The following is a 15,906-nucleotide window of genomic DNA, read 5'->3' as shown; positions in this document are numbered from 1 at the left end:
GGAAACGATTCTCAGATCCGCAGCTTTGCGATGGAATGCCCGCCATTGGACATCGATAGGTCAACGATAGTCCGACACGCGCCGACTTTCAAGCCGCAGCCGACCAAATTGCGGGCGGCGACCCGAAACAACAGGAGGAGGGAACTGCATCATGCCGGTGAAGATCAAACGGATCTATGACCAGCCCGACGCCTCCGACGGCCTTCGGGTTCTCGTCGATCGCCTCTGGCCGCGCGGCCTCACGAAGGACAAGGCCGCTGTCGATCTCTGGGCAAAGGAGATCGCGCCCACCAGCGAATTGCGCCGGTGGTTCGCCCATCAGGAAGACCGCTGGGAAGCATTTGAGCGCCGCTATAGCGACGAACTGGCGGTAAATGCCGCGCTGGACGACCTGTGCGCGCGCAGCCGGAAAGAAACCGTGACGCTGCTCTATGGCGCCCGCGACAGAGATCGCAACCACGCCCATGTCCTGGCTGCCGTCATCGCGGAAAGGCTCAGTCCCGCTCCGGACGATGCGACGGAGGATTGTGACGATGGTCCGATGGAAGTGTCATCGCCGCCCTGCTTCCTGCATGAGCTGGATCCGGCATGGCAGGGAGCCCCGGATAACGAGCCGGCTGATCGCGGCGCATCCGGCGGGCGTTCATGCCGAAAGCCTGCCGGTGACGGTTCCGGATAGGGCTCTCAGACGGAGCGCCCGCCGGATGGGACGATGCTGAACTCGTCGTCCTCGATCATGCCGTCGCCACGCACGGTCAGGCGCCAGCGGCGATTGCCGATCCGGAACGACAGACGCCAGCGTCCTTCGTCATCGCCGTCGCCCTTTTCCACCGAGGACCGCACCTGCCCGCGCGCGGTCATGGCATGCAGCGCGTCGACGCTGAGGCCGAAGCGGCGGGCGAGCCTCTCCGCGCCGATCTCGAACTCGCCGTCCTCGTTGCGTTCGATGAAAAGACTGGTCTGATCGGCGGTCATGCCCCCTCCCCGTTTCCTGGCCGGCCGGACGGCAAGGCAAGATCGGCATGCCCAATCGGGCACAGCCCGGTCGTATCCTCGCCGCGATGAAAGCCGATGGCCAGGCGGAAGGAATGGGCAATGCGCAGGGCCCTGTCGAGAAACAGCGCGGCCACGTCTTTCGGGCAGGTGGCCTCCACCGTCTCGGCAAAGAGCTGCAGCCAGCGGTGAAAATGCCGCTTTTCGATTTCGGGGATCGCAAGATGCGGCGGCAGAGGCCGCCCCTGATACCGCGAAGTGCGCAGCAGCGTCGCGGACCAGAAATCGCACATCCGCTGAAGGTGGCGCGGCCAGTCATCGGCGGCGATCCGGCTGCTGAACACCGGCCCCAGCAGCGCATCCTCGCGGATCCGGTCATAAAAGCCATGCACCACGGCCCGGATCATCGCCTCGTCCAGAACATCGGGAAGCGGCTTGCCGTCAATGATCACCATGCGGGCGGGTGCGGAACGACCTTTCATTGTCTTGGAACCTCTTTGTGTTGAATTTGCGGGGTTTCAGGCCGGGGTTTCAGGCCGGGGGGCGATGCGCCTTGATCCTTGCGGAGTCCGTCTCGATCCGGCCGGCGCCGATCAGGTCGAGACAATAGGGGATCGCCGGAAAGACCGCGTTCAGGCAAAGCCGTATCGAAGCGGGCCGGCCCGGCAGGTTGACGATCAGGCTGCGTCCGCGCACGCCGGCTGTCTGCCGCGAAAGGATCGCCGTCGGCGCCTGTTCCAGGCTGACGCGCCGCATCAGTTCGCCGAAGCCCGGCAATTCCTTTTCCAGCACGGACTGCATCGCCTCCGGCGTCTGATCCCTCGGCGCCGGTCCCGTGCCGCCGGTCGTCAGGATGAGATCGGCGTGAACATTGTCGCACAAATCCACCAGCGCGCCAGCCACCGAGGCTGTCCCGTCGGGGATGATTTTCCGGCGCAGATCATAAGGCGAGGTCACGGTTTCCTTCAACCACCCTTCGATCATGGCGCCGCTCAGGTCCTCGTATTCGCCCCGGCTGGCGCGGTCGGAAACGGTCAGTGCGACAATCAGCATCTCATCCTCCAAGCACCGACATCGTCCGTGCGATGCCATTGACGTGGTCGTTCGTAATCGAAAATGCATGCCCCTCGGGTTTTGTCGCCACCGCGCGCGATGAAGATGCGGGAAAGCCGATAAAGCTCCTCGAGATCGAGGATGTCGCGGCGCGGCAGAAACGTCATGTTCTCCGACATGCAGTAGGTACAGCGCAGGTCGCAACGATCCGTCACCGAAAGCCGTAGATAGGTCGCCCTCCGGCCGAAACCGTCGACGAGCGGGCGCGTCACGGTCTCCCTTATCGCGCGTTCATGCCGCATTCTCATCCCTTTCTGCCCGACCGATGACCGTGAGGCTCCAGTCGAGGACCGCGTCGATCTCGGCCGGCAAGGGCTGCGACAGTTCGCCTGCAAAGGCGTACCAGTCATCGAGATAGGCCTCCTTCACCGAAGTCAGCATCGGCACGCCCGCCAGGAACGCGGCCTCGAAGACCGACCTGAGACCGCCGCCCCCTGCCTCGGCCTTGCCGAAACGGCTGAGGAGGACGATGTCCGGCCGTGTCCGGAGCCGGCCCTCGGCGAAGACGGCCACCTCGGAGAGTACGCTGAAATCCAGCCTGCAGCCGCGCGCATTCGGGCCGAGCGCCTGCATGATCTGCCAGCTTCTGCCGGTGGCGATGTCCTGAACATCAACCGCTCCGCAGCACTGACCCTCGTCCTTTTGGGCATGCTGGAGGAGACCTTCGACCCGAAGTCCATGCGCGACGAGCCGGCGTGAAACCTCCCTGAACACCCGGTCCGCGGCATCGTCCTGCCGGAAGGGGATGAAGGCGAGCGGCCTGCCGAAATCGCCATATCCTTGCGGTGCGTTTTCCATCCTTCTGTCCTTACTGGACCAGCGGCCCATCAGCGCCGGCGATCTCGATGCCTTCGATGGTCGCATCCGCCGCCAGGACGGCGATGAACTGCGCAACAGCCTTTGACCATGATGAGGCCTCAAGCCAGGCGGCAATGCGAGGCCTGACCGCCTCGAACGGCAGTTGCTCCCCGTCGATCCGTCGATCCATGCGGATAATGTGGAAGCCGTAGCGGGTTTCAACGGGTGAACCGACCACCTCGCCTTCAGGCAGCCGCATCAGCACCGCCTCGAATTCCGGGACGGTGCTGCCCGGCGAAAGCTGACCGAGATTGCCGCCATGTTCCGCCGAAGGACAGGCCGAACGCGCGCGCGCCAGTTCGCCGAAGCCAACCGCGCCGGCTTCAAGGCCCGAGATCATCTGTTCGGCTTCAGCGCGTGCCTGCCGCCGGGCCGCTTCGTCGGCCGGGTTTGCGGCAAGCAGGATATGGCTGGCCTCGAAAATCGGCTCCGAGCGGAAACGGCTCCGGTTGTTCTCATAAAACCGGCGGCATTCGACCTCATCGGCCGAGGGCGCATCGACCGCCATCTCGATCAGCGCCCGGATCTGCGCATCCTCGGCGGTTTCGTTTCTGCCGTCGGCGGTCCTTTCCGGCGCGCCGGTCACCTGCTGCTCGGCTGCCTTCTGCAGCAGAAGCTCGCGGATGACGAGCGCTTCGGCGGCGGCCTTCAGGGCTGCTCCGGGATTATCGGCCGGGTGGTTCTGGGCCTCGGCCAGGATGGCGCTTTCGGCGATCGCAACCCCGTTGACGGAGATTTCGGAAAACACCGGCCGCGCCTTGGGCGGTATCTTCGTGTCGACGGCCTGATAGCCGCTGCCGGGCTCGGATCCAGCGCCGGACGTCTTCGGCTGTGATGGTGTGAAAAGGTTTACCATTGTCCGTCACTCCGCCGGTTTGCCGTTGATGCGTGATCCGTCGCCCTTCTGGCGGGCGACCTGATAGCCGGGTCGCCAGATGTAGCGCACCGGAACGCTCAGCATGTGCACCAGCCGGGTGAAGGGGAACAGCAGCAATATGGTGAGGCCGAGGAAGATATGCGCCTTGAATATCCACGCGGCATCGGCGACGTAGGACGATGCCGCGAAGTTGAAGGTGAATATCCCCTGCGCCCAGCTCATGAATTTCACCATTTCATGGCCGTCGAGATGATAGAGCGACACCGGGATCGTACCAAGGCCGAGCAGCAGTTGCAGCCAGAGCAGGATGATGATCATCGTGTCGCTGAAAGTCGACGATGCGCGCACGCGCGCGTCGAACAGGCGGCGATGGACCAGCAGGCTGGCGCCGGCAATGCCCATCACCCCGGCAATGCCGCCGGCGACAACGGCCAGCAACTGCTTGGCCCCGTGCCCGATGCCGAGCGTGTCGAAGACCCAGATCGGCGTCAAAAGCCCGACGACGTGGCCGGCGAAAATCACCAGCACGCCGACGTGAAACAGCACAGAGCCCCAGATAAGCTGCTTTCTGCGCAGCAACTGGCTGGAGCCCGAGCGCCACGAATACGGGTCGCGGTCATAGCGGATGACCGAACCGAGGATCAGCACCGTGAGCGCGATATAGGGATAGATGCCGAAAACCAGAGTGTTGAGATAGGCTGACATGGGCTGTCTCCTAGTTCGAAACGGAACCGGCAGCATCGCCGGGTTGGCGCTCTGCCGCGCGCATGCGGGTTCTGAGCCGGTCCGGGCCACAGGCGCCCTCGCCGGCATTGCCGCCGAATGTCACCACCTCTTCTTCCCAGATGCGGTCAAGTGCGGCCAGGTCGTCGGGATTGTCTTCGGGGGCGGCCATCAGCTCCTTCAGGAGCTTCTGATCGGCCTCAGTCGATGACAACAGCGACAGTGCGGTAAACGCCGCGGCATAGACGGAGTCGCGCTTCTTCAACCGTTCCCCGATGGCCTCGGTGATATGCGCGGTCTGGCCGAGAAGTTCGTCGGCCTCCGCCTTCGGGCGGGTCGACAGAAACTCCAGAAACAGCGGCAGATAGTCCGGCAGTTCCTTGGCGTCGATCTCGAAGCCGCCCGCTTCGTAAAGCGCCATCAGATCAACCATGGCCTGGCCGCGATCCCGGCTTTCGCCGTGGACATGCTCGAACAGATGCAGCGACAGCGAGCGGGTGCGGTCGAAGAGATAGACGTAGCGCTCCTGGACCTCGTAGAGATTACGCCCGGTCAGATCGTCGATCAGCCTGCCCAGAGCGACGGCGACGGCTTCGGGAACAGCGGAGGGCGCCAGCGCTGCCTTCAGTTCCGGCAACTCATCCAGCAGCTCCTTCTCCGGATAGGAAAGCAGCAGCGAGGTGATTTTCAGGGCGATGTTCATCAGACCTGCTCCTTGAAGATATCGGTTGGCGTCTGCACCACCTTGCGGCGTCCGGCGCCGAAGAGTTCCGTCTCGGAATTGCCGCCGGAACAGCCATTGCCGAACGAGAAACCGCAGGAACCGCGCACATCATAGGCGTCCTCGGAAATCTCGCGGTGCGTGGTCGGGATCACGAACCGGTCCTCGTAATTGGCGATCGCCATTATGTGATACATGTCCTCGATCATCGCGCCCGTCAGGCCAACGCGTTCGGCAATGGCGGTGTCGATGATGCCGTCAACTGTTTTCGAGCGCATATAGGCGCGCATGGCGAGCATGCGTTCGAGCGCTGAGACCACCGGCTCTTCCTTGCCGGCCGTCAGCAGATTGGCGAGGTAGCGAACCGGAATGCGCAGCGACTTCACATCCGGCATCGCGCCGTCGAGGCTGAGTTTTCCTGCTTCTGCGGCTGACTGAACCGGCGAAAGCGGCGGGATATACCAGACCATCGGCAGGGTGCGGTATTCCGGATGCAGCGGAAACGCGACCTTCCAGTCGATCGCCATCTTGTAAACCGGAGATTTTCGGGCCGCTTTCAGCCAATCCTCGGAAATGCCGTCCTTGCGGGCCTGTTCGATGACGGCCGGGTCATTCGGATCGAGGAAGACCTTCAGCTGCTCTTCGTAGAGATCCTGCTCATTCGCCGTCGAGGCGGCTTCGGAAATCCGGTCGGCATCATAGAGAATGACGCCGAGATAGCGGATCCGCCCGACGCAGGTTTCCGAGCACACCGTCGGCTGGCCGGCCTCGATCCGCGGATAGCAGAAGATGCACTTTTCCGACTTTCCCGAGTTCCAGTTATAGTAAATCTTCTTGTAGGGACAGCCGGACACGCACATGCGCCAGCCGCGGCATTTCTCCTGGTCGATCAGGACGATGCCGTCATCCTCGCGCTTGTAGATCGCGCCGGACGGACAGGCGGCCACGCAGGTCGGGTTGAGACAATGCTCGCAAAGGCGCGGCAGATACATCATGAAGGTGTTTTCGAACTGGCCGTAGATTTCCTTCTCGACGCCCTCGAAATTCACATCCTTGGAGCGCTTCTCGAATTCGCCGCCGAGGATTTCCTCCCAGTTCGGCCCCCATTCGATCTTCTCCATGCGCTCGCCCGTCAGCTTTGAGCGCGGCCGTGCCGTCGGCACGGTCCTGCTTTCGCCGGCGGTCTGGAGGTGGCCGTAGTCGAAATCGAACGGCTCGTAATAGTCGTCGATTTCCGGCAGGTCCGGATTGGCGAAGATCTTGGCAAGGATACGCCATTTGGCCCCCATCTTCGGCTCGATCCTGCCGTTTTTCTTGCGGACCCAGCCGCCGTTCCACTTCTTCTGGTTTTCCCATTCCTTGGGAAAGCCGATCCCCGGCTTGGTCTCGACATTGTTGAACCAGGCGTATTCGACGCCCTCGCGGTTCGTCCAGACGTTCTTGCAGGTGACGGAGCAGGTGTGGCACCCGATGCATTTATCGAGATTCAGCACCATGCCGATCTGTGCGCGGACCTTCATTCTGCGGCCTCCTTTCCAGCAAGGCTTGGGGCATCGTCCATCCAGTCGACGTTTTCGAGTTTGCGGACGACGACGAATTCATCGCGGTTGGACCCGACGGTTCCGTAATAGTTGAAGCCGTAGGACTGATGGGCGTAGCCGCCGATCATGTGGGTCGGCTTGGGAATGACGCGGGTGACGGAGTTGTGAATGCCGCCGCGCTGGCCGGTGAGCGGCGAGCCGGGCGTATTCACGATCTTCTCCTGCGCGTGGTACATGAAGATCGTGCCGTCCTTCATGCGCTGCGAGACGACCGCGCGGGCAACCAGCGCGCCGTTGGCGTTGTAGACCTCGACCCAGTCATTATCGACGATGCCGGCGCGGGCGGCATCCGGCTCGGAGATCCACACCACCGGACCGCCGCGATTGAGCGTCAGCATCAGGAGATTGTCGGTATAGGTGGAGTGGATGCCCCATTTCTGGTGCGGGGTGATGAAATTCAGCACCAGGTGCGGCTGGCCGTCGATACGCGCCTCGATCGCCGGCGTCACGGTTCCGGTGTCGATCGGCGGGCGGTAGACGCAGAGGGCTTCACCGAAGGCCCGCATCCACAAATGGTCCTGATAAAGCTGCTGACGCCCGGAAAGCGTCCGCCACGGGATCAGTTCGTGGACATTGGTGTAGCAGGCGTTGTAGCAGACCTTCTCCGATTCCAGCCCCGACCATGTCGGCGAGGAGATGATCTTGCGCGGCTGGGCGACGATATCCCGGAAACGGATTTTCTCGTCCTCTTTGGGCAGGGCAAGATGCGCATGCTCGCGCCCGGTGATCACCGAGAGCGCTTTCCAGGCCTTGACCGCGACCTCGCCATTGGTTTCGGGCGCAAGCATGAGAATAACCTCGGAGGCGTCGATATCGGTGTCGATCTTCGGACGGTCTTTCGATACGCCCTCTTCCGTCACCGTGCCGTTCAACTTGCCAAGCAGTTCCACCTCATGTTCCGTGTTCCATGAAATGCCCTTGCCGCCATTGCCGAGCTTTTCCAGCAGCGGCCCGACGGAGGTGAACTTGCGGTAGAGATTGGGGTAATCCCGCTCGACAACCGTGACGTTGGGCATGGTCTTGCCGGGCACCGGATCGGTCTCGCCCTTCCTCCAGTCCTTGACGTCGAAGGGCTGGGCCAGTTCGCCGGGCGTATCATGCAGGGTCGGCACCAGCACGATATCCTTTTCGACGCCGAGCACTTCCGGCGCGACTTCGGAAAACCTCTTGGCGATACCCTTGAAGATTTCCCAGTCCGAGCGCGACTGCCAGGCCGGATCGGCGGCGCTGGTCAACGGATGGATGAAGGGGTGCATGTCCGAGGTATTGAGGTCGTTCTTCTCGTACCATGTCGCCGTCGGCAGCACGATGTCGGAATAGACGCAGGTCGTGGACATGCGGAAATCAAGCGTGACCAGCAGATCAAGCTTTCCTTCCGGCGCCTCGTCATGCCAGACGACCTCCTTGACCTCCAGACGGCCCTCCTCACCGAGATCCTTGCCCATCAGGCCATGCGAGGTACCCAGCAGGTGCTTGAGGAAATACTCATGCCCCTTGCCCGAGGAGCCGAGCAGGTTGGAGCGCCACACGAACATGTTGCGCGGCCAGTTTTCCTCCGCATCCGGGTCATCGCAGGACATGGAAAGCGTGCCGGACTTCAGCGCATCCGCGATATAGTCTCCGGGCGTCTTGCCGGAGGCCTCGGCCGCGCGCGCCACTTCGAGCGGATTGGTGCGCAGTTGCGGTGCGGACGGCAGCCAGCCCATCCGCTCGGCGCGGATATTGTAGTCGATCAGCGTCGCATCCCACGGGCCTTCCGGCGCGGTCGGCGACAGAAGTTCGTCAACCTTCACCGTTTCGTAGCGCCACTGGTCGGTATGGGCGTAGAAGAACGAGGTCGAGTTCATCTGGCGCGGCGGACGCGACCAGTCGAGCCCGAAGGCGAGCGGCAACCAGCCGGTCTGCGGCCTCAGCTTTTCCTGGCCGACATAATGGCTCCAGCCACCGCCGGACTGGCCGATACAACCGCACATCACCAGCATGTTGATGATCCCGCGATAGTTCATATCCATGTGGTACCAGTGGTTCAGACCGGCCCCCAGAATGACCATCGAGCGGCCATTGGTCTTTTCCGCGTTTCCGGCAAAGGCCCGCGCCACGGCAATGATCTGTTCGCGCGGAACGCCGGTGATCTTTTCCGCCCAGGCCGGCGTATAGGGCGTTCCGTCGTCGAAGGAGGTTGCGGTATTTTCGCCGCCGAAGCCGCGATCGAGGCCGTAATTGGCGATAAACAGGTCAAAGACCGTCGTGACCACCGCCTCGCCGTCGGCAAGCGCGATCCGGCGGACCGGCACCTTGCGCATCAGGACGCTGTCGTGGTCGGTGCCTTCGAAATAATCGTGCTGGCGGCTGCCGAAATAGGGAAAGGCAACGTCTTCGACGCCGTCGTGCTTTTCCGCAAGGCTCATGACAAGTTCGACGTCGCTGCCTGAACCATCCTTCTGTTCGAGGTTCCACTTGCCCTTTTCGCCCCAGCGATAGCCCGCCGAACCGCGCGGGGCGACGACCTCGCCGGTCTTGGCGTCGAAACCGACCGTCTTCCAGTCGCCATTGTTGGTTTCACCGAGACCGCCTTCAAACTCCGAGGCGCGGACGAAGCGCTCGGGCACGTAGCGGCCATCCTGTTTCACCAACCGCACCAGCATCGGCATGTCGGTATAGCGGCGACAGTAGTCGTCGAAATAGCCGACCTTCCGGTCGAGATGGTATTCGCGCAGGATCACATGGCCGAGCGCCATGGCGAGTGCTGCGTCCGTGCCTTGTTTCGGATGCAGCCAGAGGTCGGAGAATTTGGCGGCTTCCGAATAATCCGGCGACACGACGACCGACTTCGTGCCCTTGTAGCGCACTTCCGTGTAGAAATGCGCATCGGGCGTGCGGGTCTGGGGCACGTTCGATCCCCAGAGCATCAGGAAGCCGGCATTGTACCAGTCGGCCGATTCCGGCACGTCGGTCTGTTCGCCCCAGGTCATCGGCGAGGCCGGCGGCAGATCGCAATACCAGTCGTAAAACGACATGCAGGTGCCGCCGAGCAGCGACAGGTAGCGGGACCCGGCCGCGTAAGAGACCATCGACATCGCCGGGATCGGCGAAAATCCGATGACGCGGTCGGGCCCCCACCTCTTCGCGGTATAGGCGTTGGCCGCCGCGATGAGCTCGTTGACCTCGTCCCATGTGGCGCGCACGAAACCGCCAAGGCCGCGCACCTTGATATAGTCGGCCCGCTTTGCCGGATCCTCCTGAATGGCTCCCCAGGCCGCCACCGGGCTTTTGTCCTCGCGCTCCTTGCGCCAGAGTTTCAATAGCCGCGCGCGGATCAGCGGGTATTTCACCCGGTTGGCCGAATACATGTACCAGCTGTAGCTGGCCCCGCGCGCGCAACCGCGCGGTTCATGATTGGGCATGTCTGGCCGGGTGCGCGGATAGTCGGTCTGCTGGGTTTCCCAGGTGACGATCCCGCCCTTGACATAGATCTTCCATGAGCAGGAGCCGGTGCAGTTCACGCCATGGGTGGAGCGCACGATCTTGTCGTGCTGCCAGCGCTTGCGATAGGCTTCCTCCCAGTCGCGGTTTTCATTCGTCGTCACACCGTGGCCATCCGAAAATGTACCGACATTCTTGCGCGCCAGAAAATTGAGGCGGTCGAGGAGAAGAGACATGATCCGTTCCTTTGTTTCGGGCGATCAGCAGGGCACAGGCGCATTGCGCCGCGTGTAGTAGAAGAAGGTCAGAAGAGCGCAGAGCACGTAGAAGATGCTGAAGCCCCACAGCGCGATGTCCGGCCCGCCGGTCATCGAGATCGAGGTGCCGTAGGATTTGGGGATGAAGAATGCGCCATAGGCGGCAATGGCCGAGGTGAAGGCGATGATCGCCGCGCTCTCGCGGTCGGTCTGCTTCTGAAGTGTCGCAGCATCGAGTTCCGGCATCAGGCGCGGCACCTCGCGGCGCATGATCGCGGGGATCATCTGGAAGGTCGACGCATTGCCGACGCCGGTGAGGAAGAACAGCACCATGAAGCAGGCGAAGAACGCCCAGAAATTACCGCCCTCCCCGCCATGCGGCAGGAATTGCAGCACGCCAACGACAGCGACGAACATGCCGACGAAGGTCCAGAACGTGACCCGCCCACCGCCGAACCGATCGGAGACCCAACCGGTTCCCGCCCGGCTGAGCGCACCGACCAGCGGGCCGAGAAAGGCATAGGCGAGCGCGTTGACGTCCGGAAACTGGGTTTTCATCAGCAGCGGGAAACCGGCGGAATAGCCGATGAACGAACCGAATGTGCCGGTATAGAGAACGCACATGATCCAGTTGTGGAAGCGCGAGAAGATCACCGCCTGGTCGGCGAACGAGGCCTTGGCCGAGGCAATGTCGTTCATGCCGAAATACGCGGCGATGGTGGCCGCGATGATGAACGGCACCCAGACGAAACCGGCATTCTGCAGCCACAGCTTTCCGCCATCCGACAATACCTGCGGTTCGCCGCCAAGCGCGCCGAAAACGCCCATGGTGATGACGACCGGCACCAGGAACTGCATGACCGAGACGCCGAGATTGCCGAGCCCGGCATTCATGGCCAGCGCATTGCCCTTTTCGGCCTTCGGGAAAAAGAAGCTGATATTGGCCATCGACGAGGCGAAATTGCCGCCGCCAAGCCCGCACAGAAGTGCCAGGACGAGGAAGATCAGGTAGGGCGTTTCCGGGTTCTGCACGGCATAGCCGATGCCCATGGCCGGCAGCAGCAGCGAGGCGGTGGAAAGCGTGGTCCACAGCCGTCCGCCGAAGATCGGCACCATGAAGGAATAGAAGATCCTGAGCGTGGCGCCCGAAAGCCCTGGCAGCGCCGCCAGCCAGAAGAGCTGGGCATCGGTAAAGTCGAAACCGATGGCTGGGAGCCGCGCGACGACGACCGACCAGACCATCCACACCGAAAAGGCCAGAAGCAGCGCCGGAATGGAAATCCAGAGATTGCGTTTCGCGATCCGCCGACCGGTGTTCTCCCAGAAGCTCTTGTCTTCCGGGTTCCATTCCGTGAGCGTCGCGGCAGACACCTGGGTCTTCGGCGTCATGCCCTCGAATTCCGGCAGTTCCGGCAGCGTATCGACGCCCGCCCGGTTGCGGTGCTCCATCCGCCGGATCGACAGGTGCATCCATGAAAGGGCGACGGCGACCAGCAGGAACAGGAAGGCGAAACAGGTGGTATAGACACCTGTGAGGTCGAGCAGCGTGCCGAACACGATCGGCAGGACGAAGCCGCCCAGCCCGCCGATCATGCCAACAAGGCCGCCGACGGAGCCGACATTCTCGGGATAATAGACCGGGATATGCTTGTAGACGGCGGCCTTGCCGAGGCTCATGAAGAAGCCGAGACAGAAGATCATCAGCACGAATGCGCCGAAGCTCATCGCGGTCGAGAAGATGATGTCGCCGCCCCTGGCGTGGATGGTGTAGCTCGTCGGCGGGTAGGACAGCATGAACAGCAGCAGCAGCGAAAAGCCGAAGGTCCAGTACATCACCGAGCGCGCGCCGAACCGGTCCGCCAGATGGCCGCCATAGGCGCGGAACAGGCTGGCCGACAGAGAGAAGGTCGCGGCCGCCATGCCCGCCGTGCGGATATCGACGCCGTAGACGTCAACCAGGTAATGCGGCAGCCACAGCGCCAGCGCGACGAAGGCGCCGAAGACGAAGAAATAGTAGAGCGAGAAGCGCCAGACCTGCAGGTTCTTCAGCGGCGCAAGCTGGGCCGCGACCGAACTGGCCTTCGCACCGGAGCGGCGACGCTCTTCGAACACCGGGTCATTTTTCGAGAACACGAAGAAGGCGATGGCGATGGCGGCAAGCGCCAAGGCCCAGACATTGGCGACCGCCTGCCAGCCGAAAGCGACCATGACGAACGGCGCGCCGAATTTCGTCACCGCCGCGCCGACATTGCCCGCACCGAAAATGCCGAGTGCCGTCCCCTGCTTTTCCGGCGGGTACCAGTGCGAGACATAGGTGACGCCGACAGCGAAGGAGCCGCCCGCAAGCCCGACACCGAGCGCTGCCAGCAGAAAAAGCGGATAGGTGTCGGCCGAGGTCAAGAGCCAGGTCGCGCCGGCCGCCAGCAGCATCTGCAGCGGAAACACCAGCCGTCCGCCATATTGCTCGGTCCAGATCCCCAGCATCAACCTGGTGAGCGAGCCGGTGAGCACCGGCGTCGCCACCAGAATGCCGAACTGGGTTTCGGAAAGACCGAGTTCGCCTTTGATCTCGACCCCGATGATGGCGAAGATCGTCCAGACCGCGAAGCAGACCGTAAAGGCCACCGTGCTGAGACCGAGCGCCCGGCGCTGGTCACCTCGCGAAACACCGTCAACCGCAGACATGAAATGCCCCCAAATTCGAGCGGAAGCCCGCTCATTGAAAGATAATGCCTGACAGCTAGAAGGGTTGGGAGGTTCTCGAAGTTGACCTAAGTCAAGGGGGACAGGTGGCGCGACAGAAACAAGAACGACCGGGAAAATTGCTTGCCTGCGCTGAAATCAACATCAAATCGAGCTGTTGCAGGTGAACGTCTACGATGCTAAATTTATCAATTGATGATACGAAAAATATCAAGGCGAGATGATGCGATCTTCCGATCTGCCCCAGGTGCGGGCGCTGGGCCTGTTCAGCAGCATGGGCGAGGAGAATTTCGAGGCGCTGATGCAGGCGGCCTATCTCCAGACCTTTCCGCCGCAGCTCGATCTGGTGCACCAGGGCGATCCGGCCGATTTCCTCTATATCGTCATCGAAGGCTGTGTTGAACTCTATGCCCACGCCAACCGACGCGAGGCGACCATGGCGATGGTGCATCCGGTCAGCGCCTTCATTCTCGCCGCCGTCCTGAAGGACGCCGTCTACCTGATGTCGGCGCGCACGCGGTCGCGCTCGAAGATCCTGCTAATCCCGTCGGAGAATGTCCGGTCGATCTTCGAACTCGACGATGCGTTCGCCCGTGCAATGGTTCGGGAAATGGCCGACAGCTATCGCTATGTGATCAAGGAGCACAAGGGTCTGAAACTGCGCAGCTCCGTGGAGCGGCTCGCCAACATGCTTCTTCGGCTCAATCGTGAATTCGGCGCGGACACCGGCACGTTCGAACTGCCCTACGACAAGCGCACGCTCGCCTCGCTGCTCGGCATGACGCCGGAAAACCTGTCGCGGGCCTTCAACACGCTGAAGCCCTATGGCGTCGAGGTCGACGGAACGAAAATCCGGCTTTCCGACATCAAGTCGCTGGAAACCCTCGCCAGGCCGACGCCATTGATCGACGACCCCAATACCTGACCTTGCCCTGCGCGCACCCTGCCATCCAACTGGCGTCCGATCTCGATCGGATCGAGAAGCTGAAGCTCCACATTCTCAATATCGGCCACACCTATCTGGTCGCCCGCTTTCATGCGCTCTGCGACGAAACCGCCTCCCGGTCGGAGGATCGCGATTTCAAGATCGGCGCGGTGATCGTCGGGCCAGGGCACGAGGTGCGCGCCACCGGCTATAACGGCCTGCCGCGCGGCGTTGGCAACGAGGACGCCACCCGCTTCGACCGTGCCAGCGGCGAGAAATTCTTCTGGATCGAGCACGCTGAACGCAACGCCATCTACAATGCCGCCCGCTCCGGCGCAGCGCTTGCCGGTTGCACCATCTACGTTAACCGCTTCCCCTGCGCCGATTGCGCCCGCGCCATCATCCAGAGCGGCATCGTCTGTGCCGATTGCCGCCGAAGCCGGAAAACGATGGCAAGCTGGATCACAGTTTCGATGTCTCGGAGGTGATGCTGAATGAAGCCGGGATCGCGATCAAGAACGGGTGACGGCACTGCAGCTCACCGGATGTCTTGAGGAACTGGCCGATCCGGCTGGTTTTCATGCTTGGGCCTCCTCTTCGACAATCCGCTTCAACCGGTGCTGATCGCCGGTAACGCCAAGCGCCCTGCCCCATTCGATGAAAGCGCCGATGCGGCGGCGGATCTTCTCGCCGTGATTCTGCGCGATATCGGAAAGCCGGTGCACCAGAAACGGATTGGCGAAGCGCTCAAGCGTGATGTCAATGTAGGTGCGCGCCTCATCGCCATAGCCGGCGGCACGGAAGGTCGGCAGCACCTCTCGTTCATAAAGATCGGCCAGATCGGCGCGGATGGCCGCATCTGCCATAGCCTCGCGCACCAGTAGCCCTTGATCGTCGCCGCGCGCCAGCCATCGGGAAACCAGATAGGTGTGGCCGAGATTGAGAATGTGGAGCTTCAGCTTCTCGATCCGCTCGAGATCGGACACCAATTGGATGGCCCGATGGCTGCAGGGCAAGGTCAGGTTCGGCGCGTCCTCGACGGCCCAGAGCGCATAGGGCTCGGCCACCGCGCCCGCTGGCTCCAGCGGCTCGGAGACAATGCGATCGACCAGCGAATTGGCGAAAACCACATTCTCGACGACCCAGGCCGCGAAATCGGCAGACAGCGGGGCGGCCAGTTCGAGAACCCGCGCGCGCAACGTCTCGCCATTGCGGGCGATCAGTTCCGCGGGCATGACCGTCAGCTTTTGTCCGCCGGCCTGAAAGCGCGCGAACAAAAGCAGCGTCAATTTCGCCGGATAGGACATGGCCTGCGAAAAATGCGGCAGGTTGTCGTCGGCTTGCGGCTTCCAGCCGGCGTCGCCCGTGTTGGAGAGAATGATCTGCGCGTCCTCGACGGCGATGCGGACGATCTCCGGCCAGTCCGTTTCGGTGGTCAGCGCACGGGCGATGGCTGTGACCCGCACCTCCCGCTCAACCGGCGCGCCATTCTCGATGCCTTTGACAAGCACCGGATAGCCGCCGGGCGCGGCCAGCGCCTCAAGCCGTTTGCGCCGCGCCGGATCGCCGCTTGATTGCACCACCGTTACCGGCCCCAGCGCCCGCCCCTCGGCCATCGCCTCTGATATGAACAGATCGGCATGGGCCTGCAGAAAGCGGCTGGTGCCGAATTGCAGGACGGGAGTGATCGACATGCACTTCTCCAGATCATT

The 15,906-nt window shown here is 62.5% G+C and carries 14 protein-coding genes and 1 pseudogene; 3 read left to right on the top strand and 12 right to left on the bottom strand.

The features are described 5' to 3' along the window. The first annotated feature begins 151 nt into the window (after nucleotides 1–151). On the top strand, nucleotides 152–679 hold the full coding sequence (locus tag HQ843_RS30030) for a DUF488 domain-containing protein (protein WP_180898149.1): 528 nt from the start codon (nucleotides 152–154) through the stop codon (nucleotides 677–679). 5 nt (nucleotides 680–684) lie between these two features. Here the strand turns inward: HQ843_RS30030 and HQ843_RS11715 are convergent, their stop codons facing one another. The 11 genes and pseudogenes from HQ843_RS11715 to HQ843_RS11665 form a co-directional block, all read right to left on the bottom strand. Then, a complete protein-coding gene (locus HQ843_RS11715) occupies nucleotides 685–975 on the bottom strand; it encodes a DUF6522 family protein (protein WP_180898150.1) in 291 nt (96 codons plus the stop codon). Then, complete coding sequence (locus HQ843_RS11710) at nucleotides 972–1,475, bottom strand: group III truncated hemoglobin (RefSeq protein ID WP_180898151.1); 504 nt, start codon at nucleotides 1,473–1,475, stop codon at nucleotides 972–974. The genes HQ843_RS11715 and HQ843_RS11710 overlap by 4 nt, the downstream gene beginning before the upstream one ends. A gap of 49 nt (nucleotides 1,476–1,524) precedes the next feature. Next, nucleotides 1,525–2,046: a molybdopterin adenylyltransferase gene (gene mog, locus HQ843_RS11705; protein WP_180898152.1), complete on the bottom strand. Its 522-nt coding sequence runs from the start codon at nucleotides 2,044–2,046 to the stop codon at nucleotides 1,525–1,527. 74 nt (nucleotides 2,047–2,120) lie between these two features. After that, a pseudogene (locus HQ843_RS11700) lies at nucleotides 2,121–2,348 on the bottom strand (GTP 3',8-cyclase MoaA); the annotation flags it as partial. Further along, entirely contained in the window at nucleotides 2,338–2,904 is a 567-nt protein-coding gene (locus HQ843_RS11695) for a DUF2478 domain-containing protein (protein WP_180898153.1), read from the bottom strand. The pseudogene HQ843_RS11700 and the gene HQ843_RS11695, both read right to left, overlap by 11 nt. 10 nt (nucleotides 2,905–2,914) lie before the next feature. Further along, entirely contained in the window at nucleotides 2,915–3,820 is a 906-nt protein-coding gene (locus tag HQ843_RS11690; RefSeq protein ID WP_180898154.1) for a peptidylprolyl isomerase, read from the bottom strand. A 6-nt stretch (nucleotides 3,821–3,826) separates the two neighbouring features. Next, nucleotides 3,827–4,546: a respiratory nitrate reductase subunit gamma gene (gene narI, locus HQ843_RS11685; protein WP_180898155.1), complete on the bottom strand. Its 720-nt coding sequence runs from the start codon at nucleotides 4,544–4,546 to the stop codon at nucleotides 3,827–3,829. A 10-nt stretch (nucleotides 4,547–4,556) separates the two neighbouring features. Continuing rightward, nucleotides 4,557–5,267 carry a nitrate reductase molybdenum cofactor assembly chaperone gene (narJ, locus tag HQ843_RS11680; RefSeq protein WP_180898156.1) on the bottom strand — a complete coding sequence of 237 codons (711 nt, stop codon included), beginning with the start codon at nucleotides 5,265–5,267 and terminating at the stop codon, nucleotides 4,557–4,559. Continuing rightward, nucleotides 5,267–6,805 carry a nitrate reductase subunit beta gene (gene narH, locus HQ843_RS11675; protein ID WP_180898157.1) on the bottom strand — a complete coding sequence of 513 codons (1,539 nt, stop codon included), beginning with the start codon at nucleotides 6,803–6,805 and terminating at the stop codon, nucleotides 5,267–5,269. Before narH ends, narJ begins: the two co-directional genes overlap by 1 nt. Beyond that, on the bottom strand, nucleotides 6,802–10,545 hold the full coding sequence (locus HQ843_RS11670) for a nitrate reductase subunit alpha (RefSeq protein WP_180898158.1): 3,744 nt from the start codon (nucleotides 10,543–10,545) through the stop codon (nucleotides 6,802–6,804). Before HQ843_RS11670 ends, narH begins: the two co-directional genes overlap by 4 nt. 24 nt (nucleotides 10,546–10,569) lie before the next feature. Further along, entirely contained in the window at nucleotides 10,570–13,251 is a 2,682-nt protein-coding gene (locus HQ843_RS11665; protein ID WP_180898159.1) for a nitrate/nitrite transporter, read from the bottom strand. A gap of 241 nt (nucleotides 13,252–13,492) precedes the next feature. Here HQ843_RS11665 and HQ843_RS11660 point away from each other — a divergent pair, with 241 nt between their 5' ends. After that, nucleotides 13,493–14,194 carry a cyclic nucleotide-binding domain-containing protein gene (locus HQ843_RS11660; RefSeq protein WP_180898160.1) on the top strand — a complete coding sequence of 234 codons (702 nt, stop codon included), beginning with the start codon at nucleotides 13,493–13,495 and terminating at the stop codon, nucleotides 14,192–14,194. Nucleotides 14,195–14,196: 2 nt separating this feature from the next. Beyond that, complete coding sequence (locus HQ843_RS11655) at nucleotides 14,197–14,682, top strand: deoxycytidylate deaminase (protein ID WP_246710353.1); 486 nt, start codon at nucleotides 14,197–14,199, stop codon at nucleotides 14,680–14,682. Between the two features lie 90 nt (nucleotides 14,683–14,772). Here HQ843_RS11655 and HQ843_RS11650 read toward each other — a convergent pair whose 3' ends face one another. Beyond that, nucleotides 14,773–15,888: a mannitol dehydrogenase family protein gene (locus HQ843_RS11650; RefSeq protein ID WP_180898161.1), complete on the bottom strand. Its 1,116-nt coding sequence runs from the start codon at nucleotides 15,886–15,888 to the stop codon at nucleotides 14,773–14,775. Nucleotides 15,889–15,906: the final 18 nt, after the last annotated feature.

It is taken from the genome of Martelella sp. NC20 (genome assembly GCF_013459645.1).
Classification (GTDB): Bacteria; Pseudomonadota; Alphaproteobacteria; order Rhizobiales; family Rhizobiaceae; genus Martelella.
Note: the sequence above shows the minus strand (reverse complement) of the source record. Positions and strands in the feature narration are given on the sequence as shown.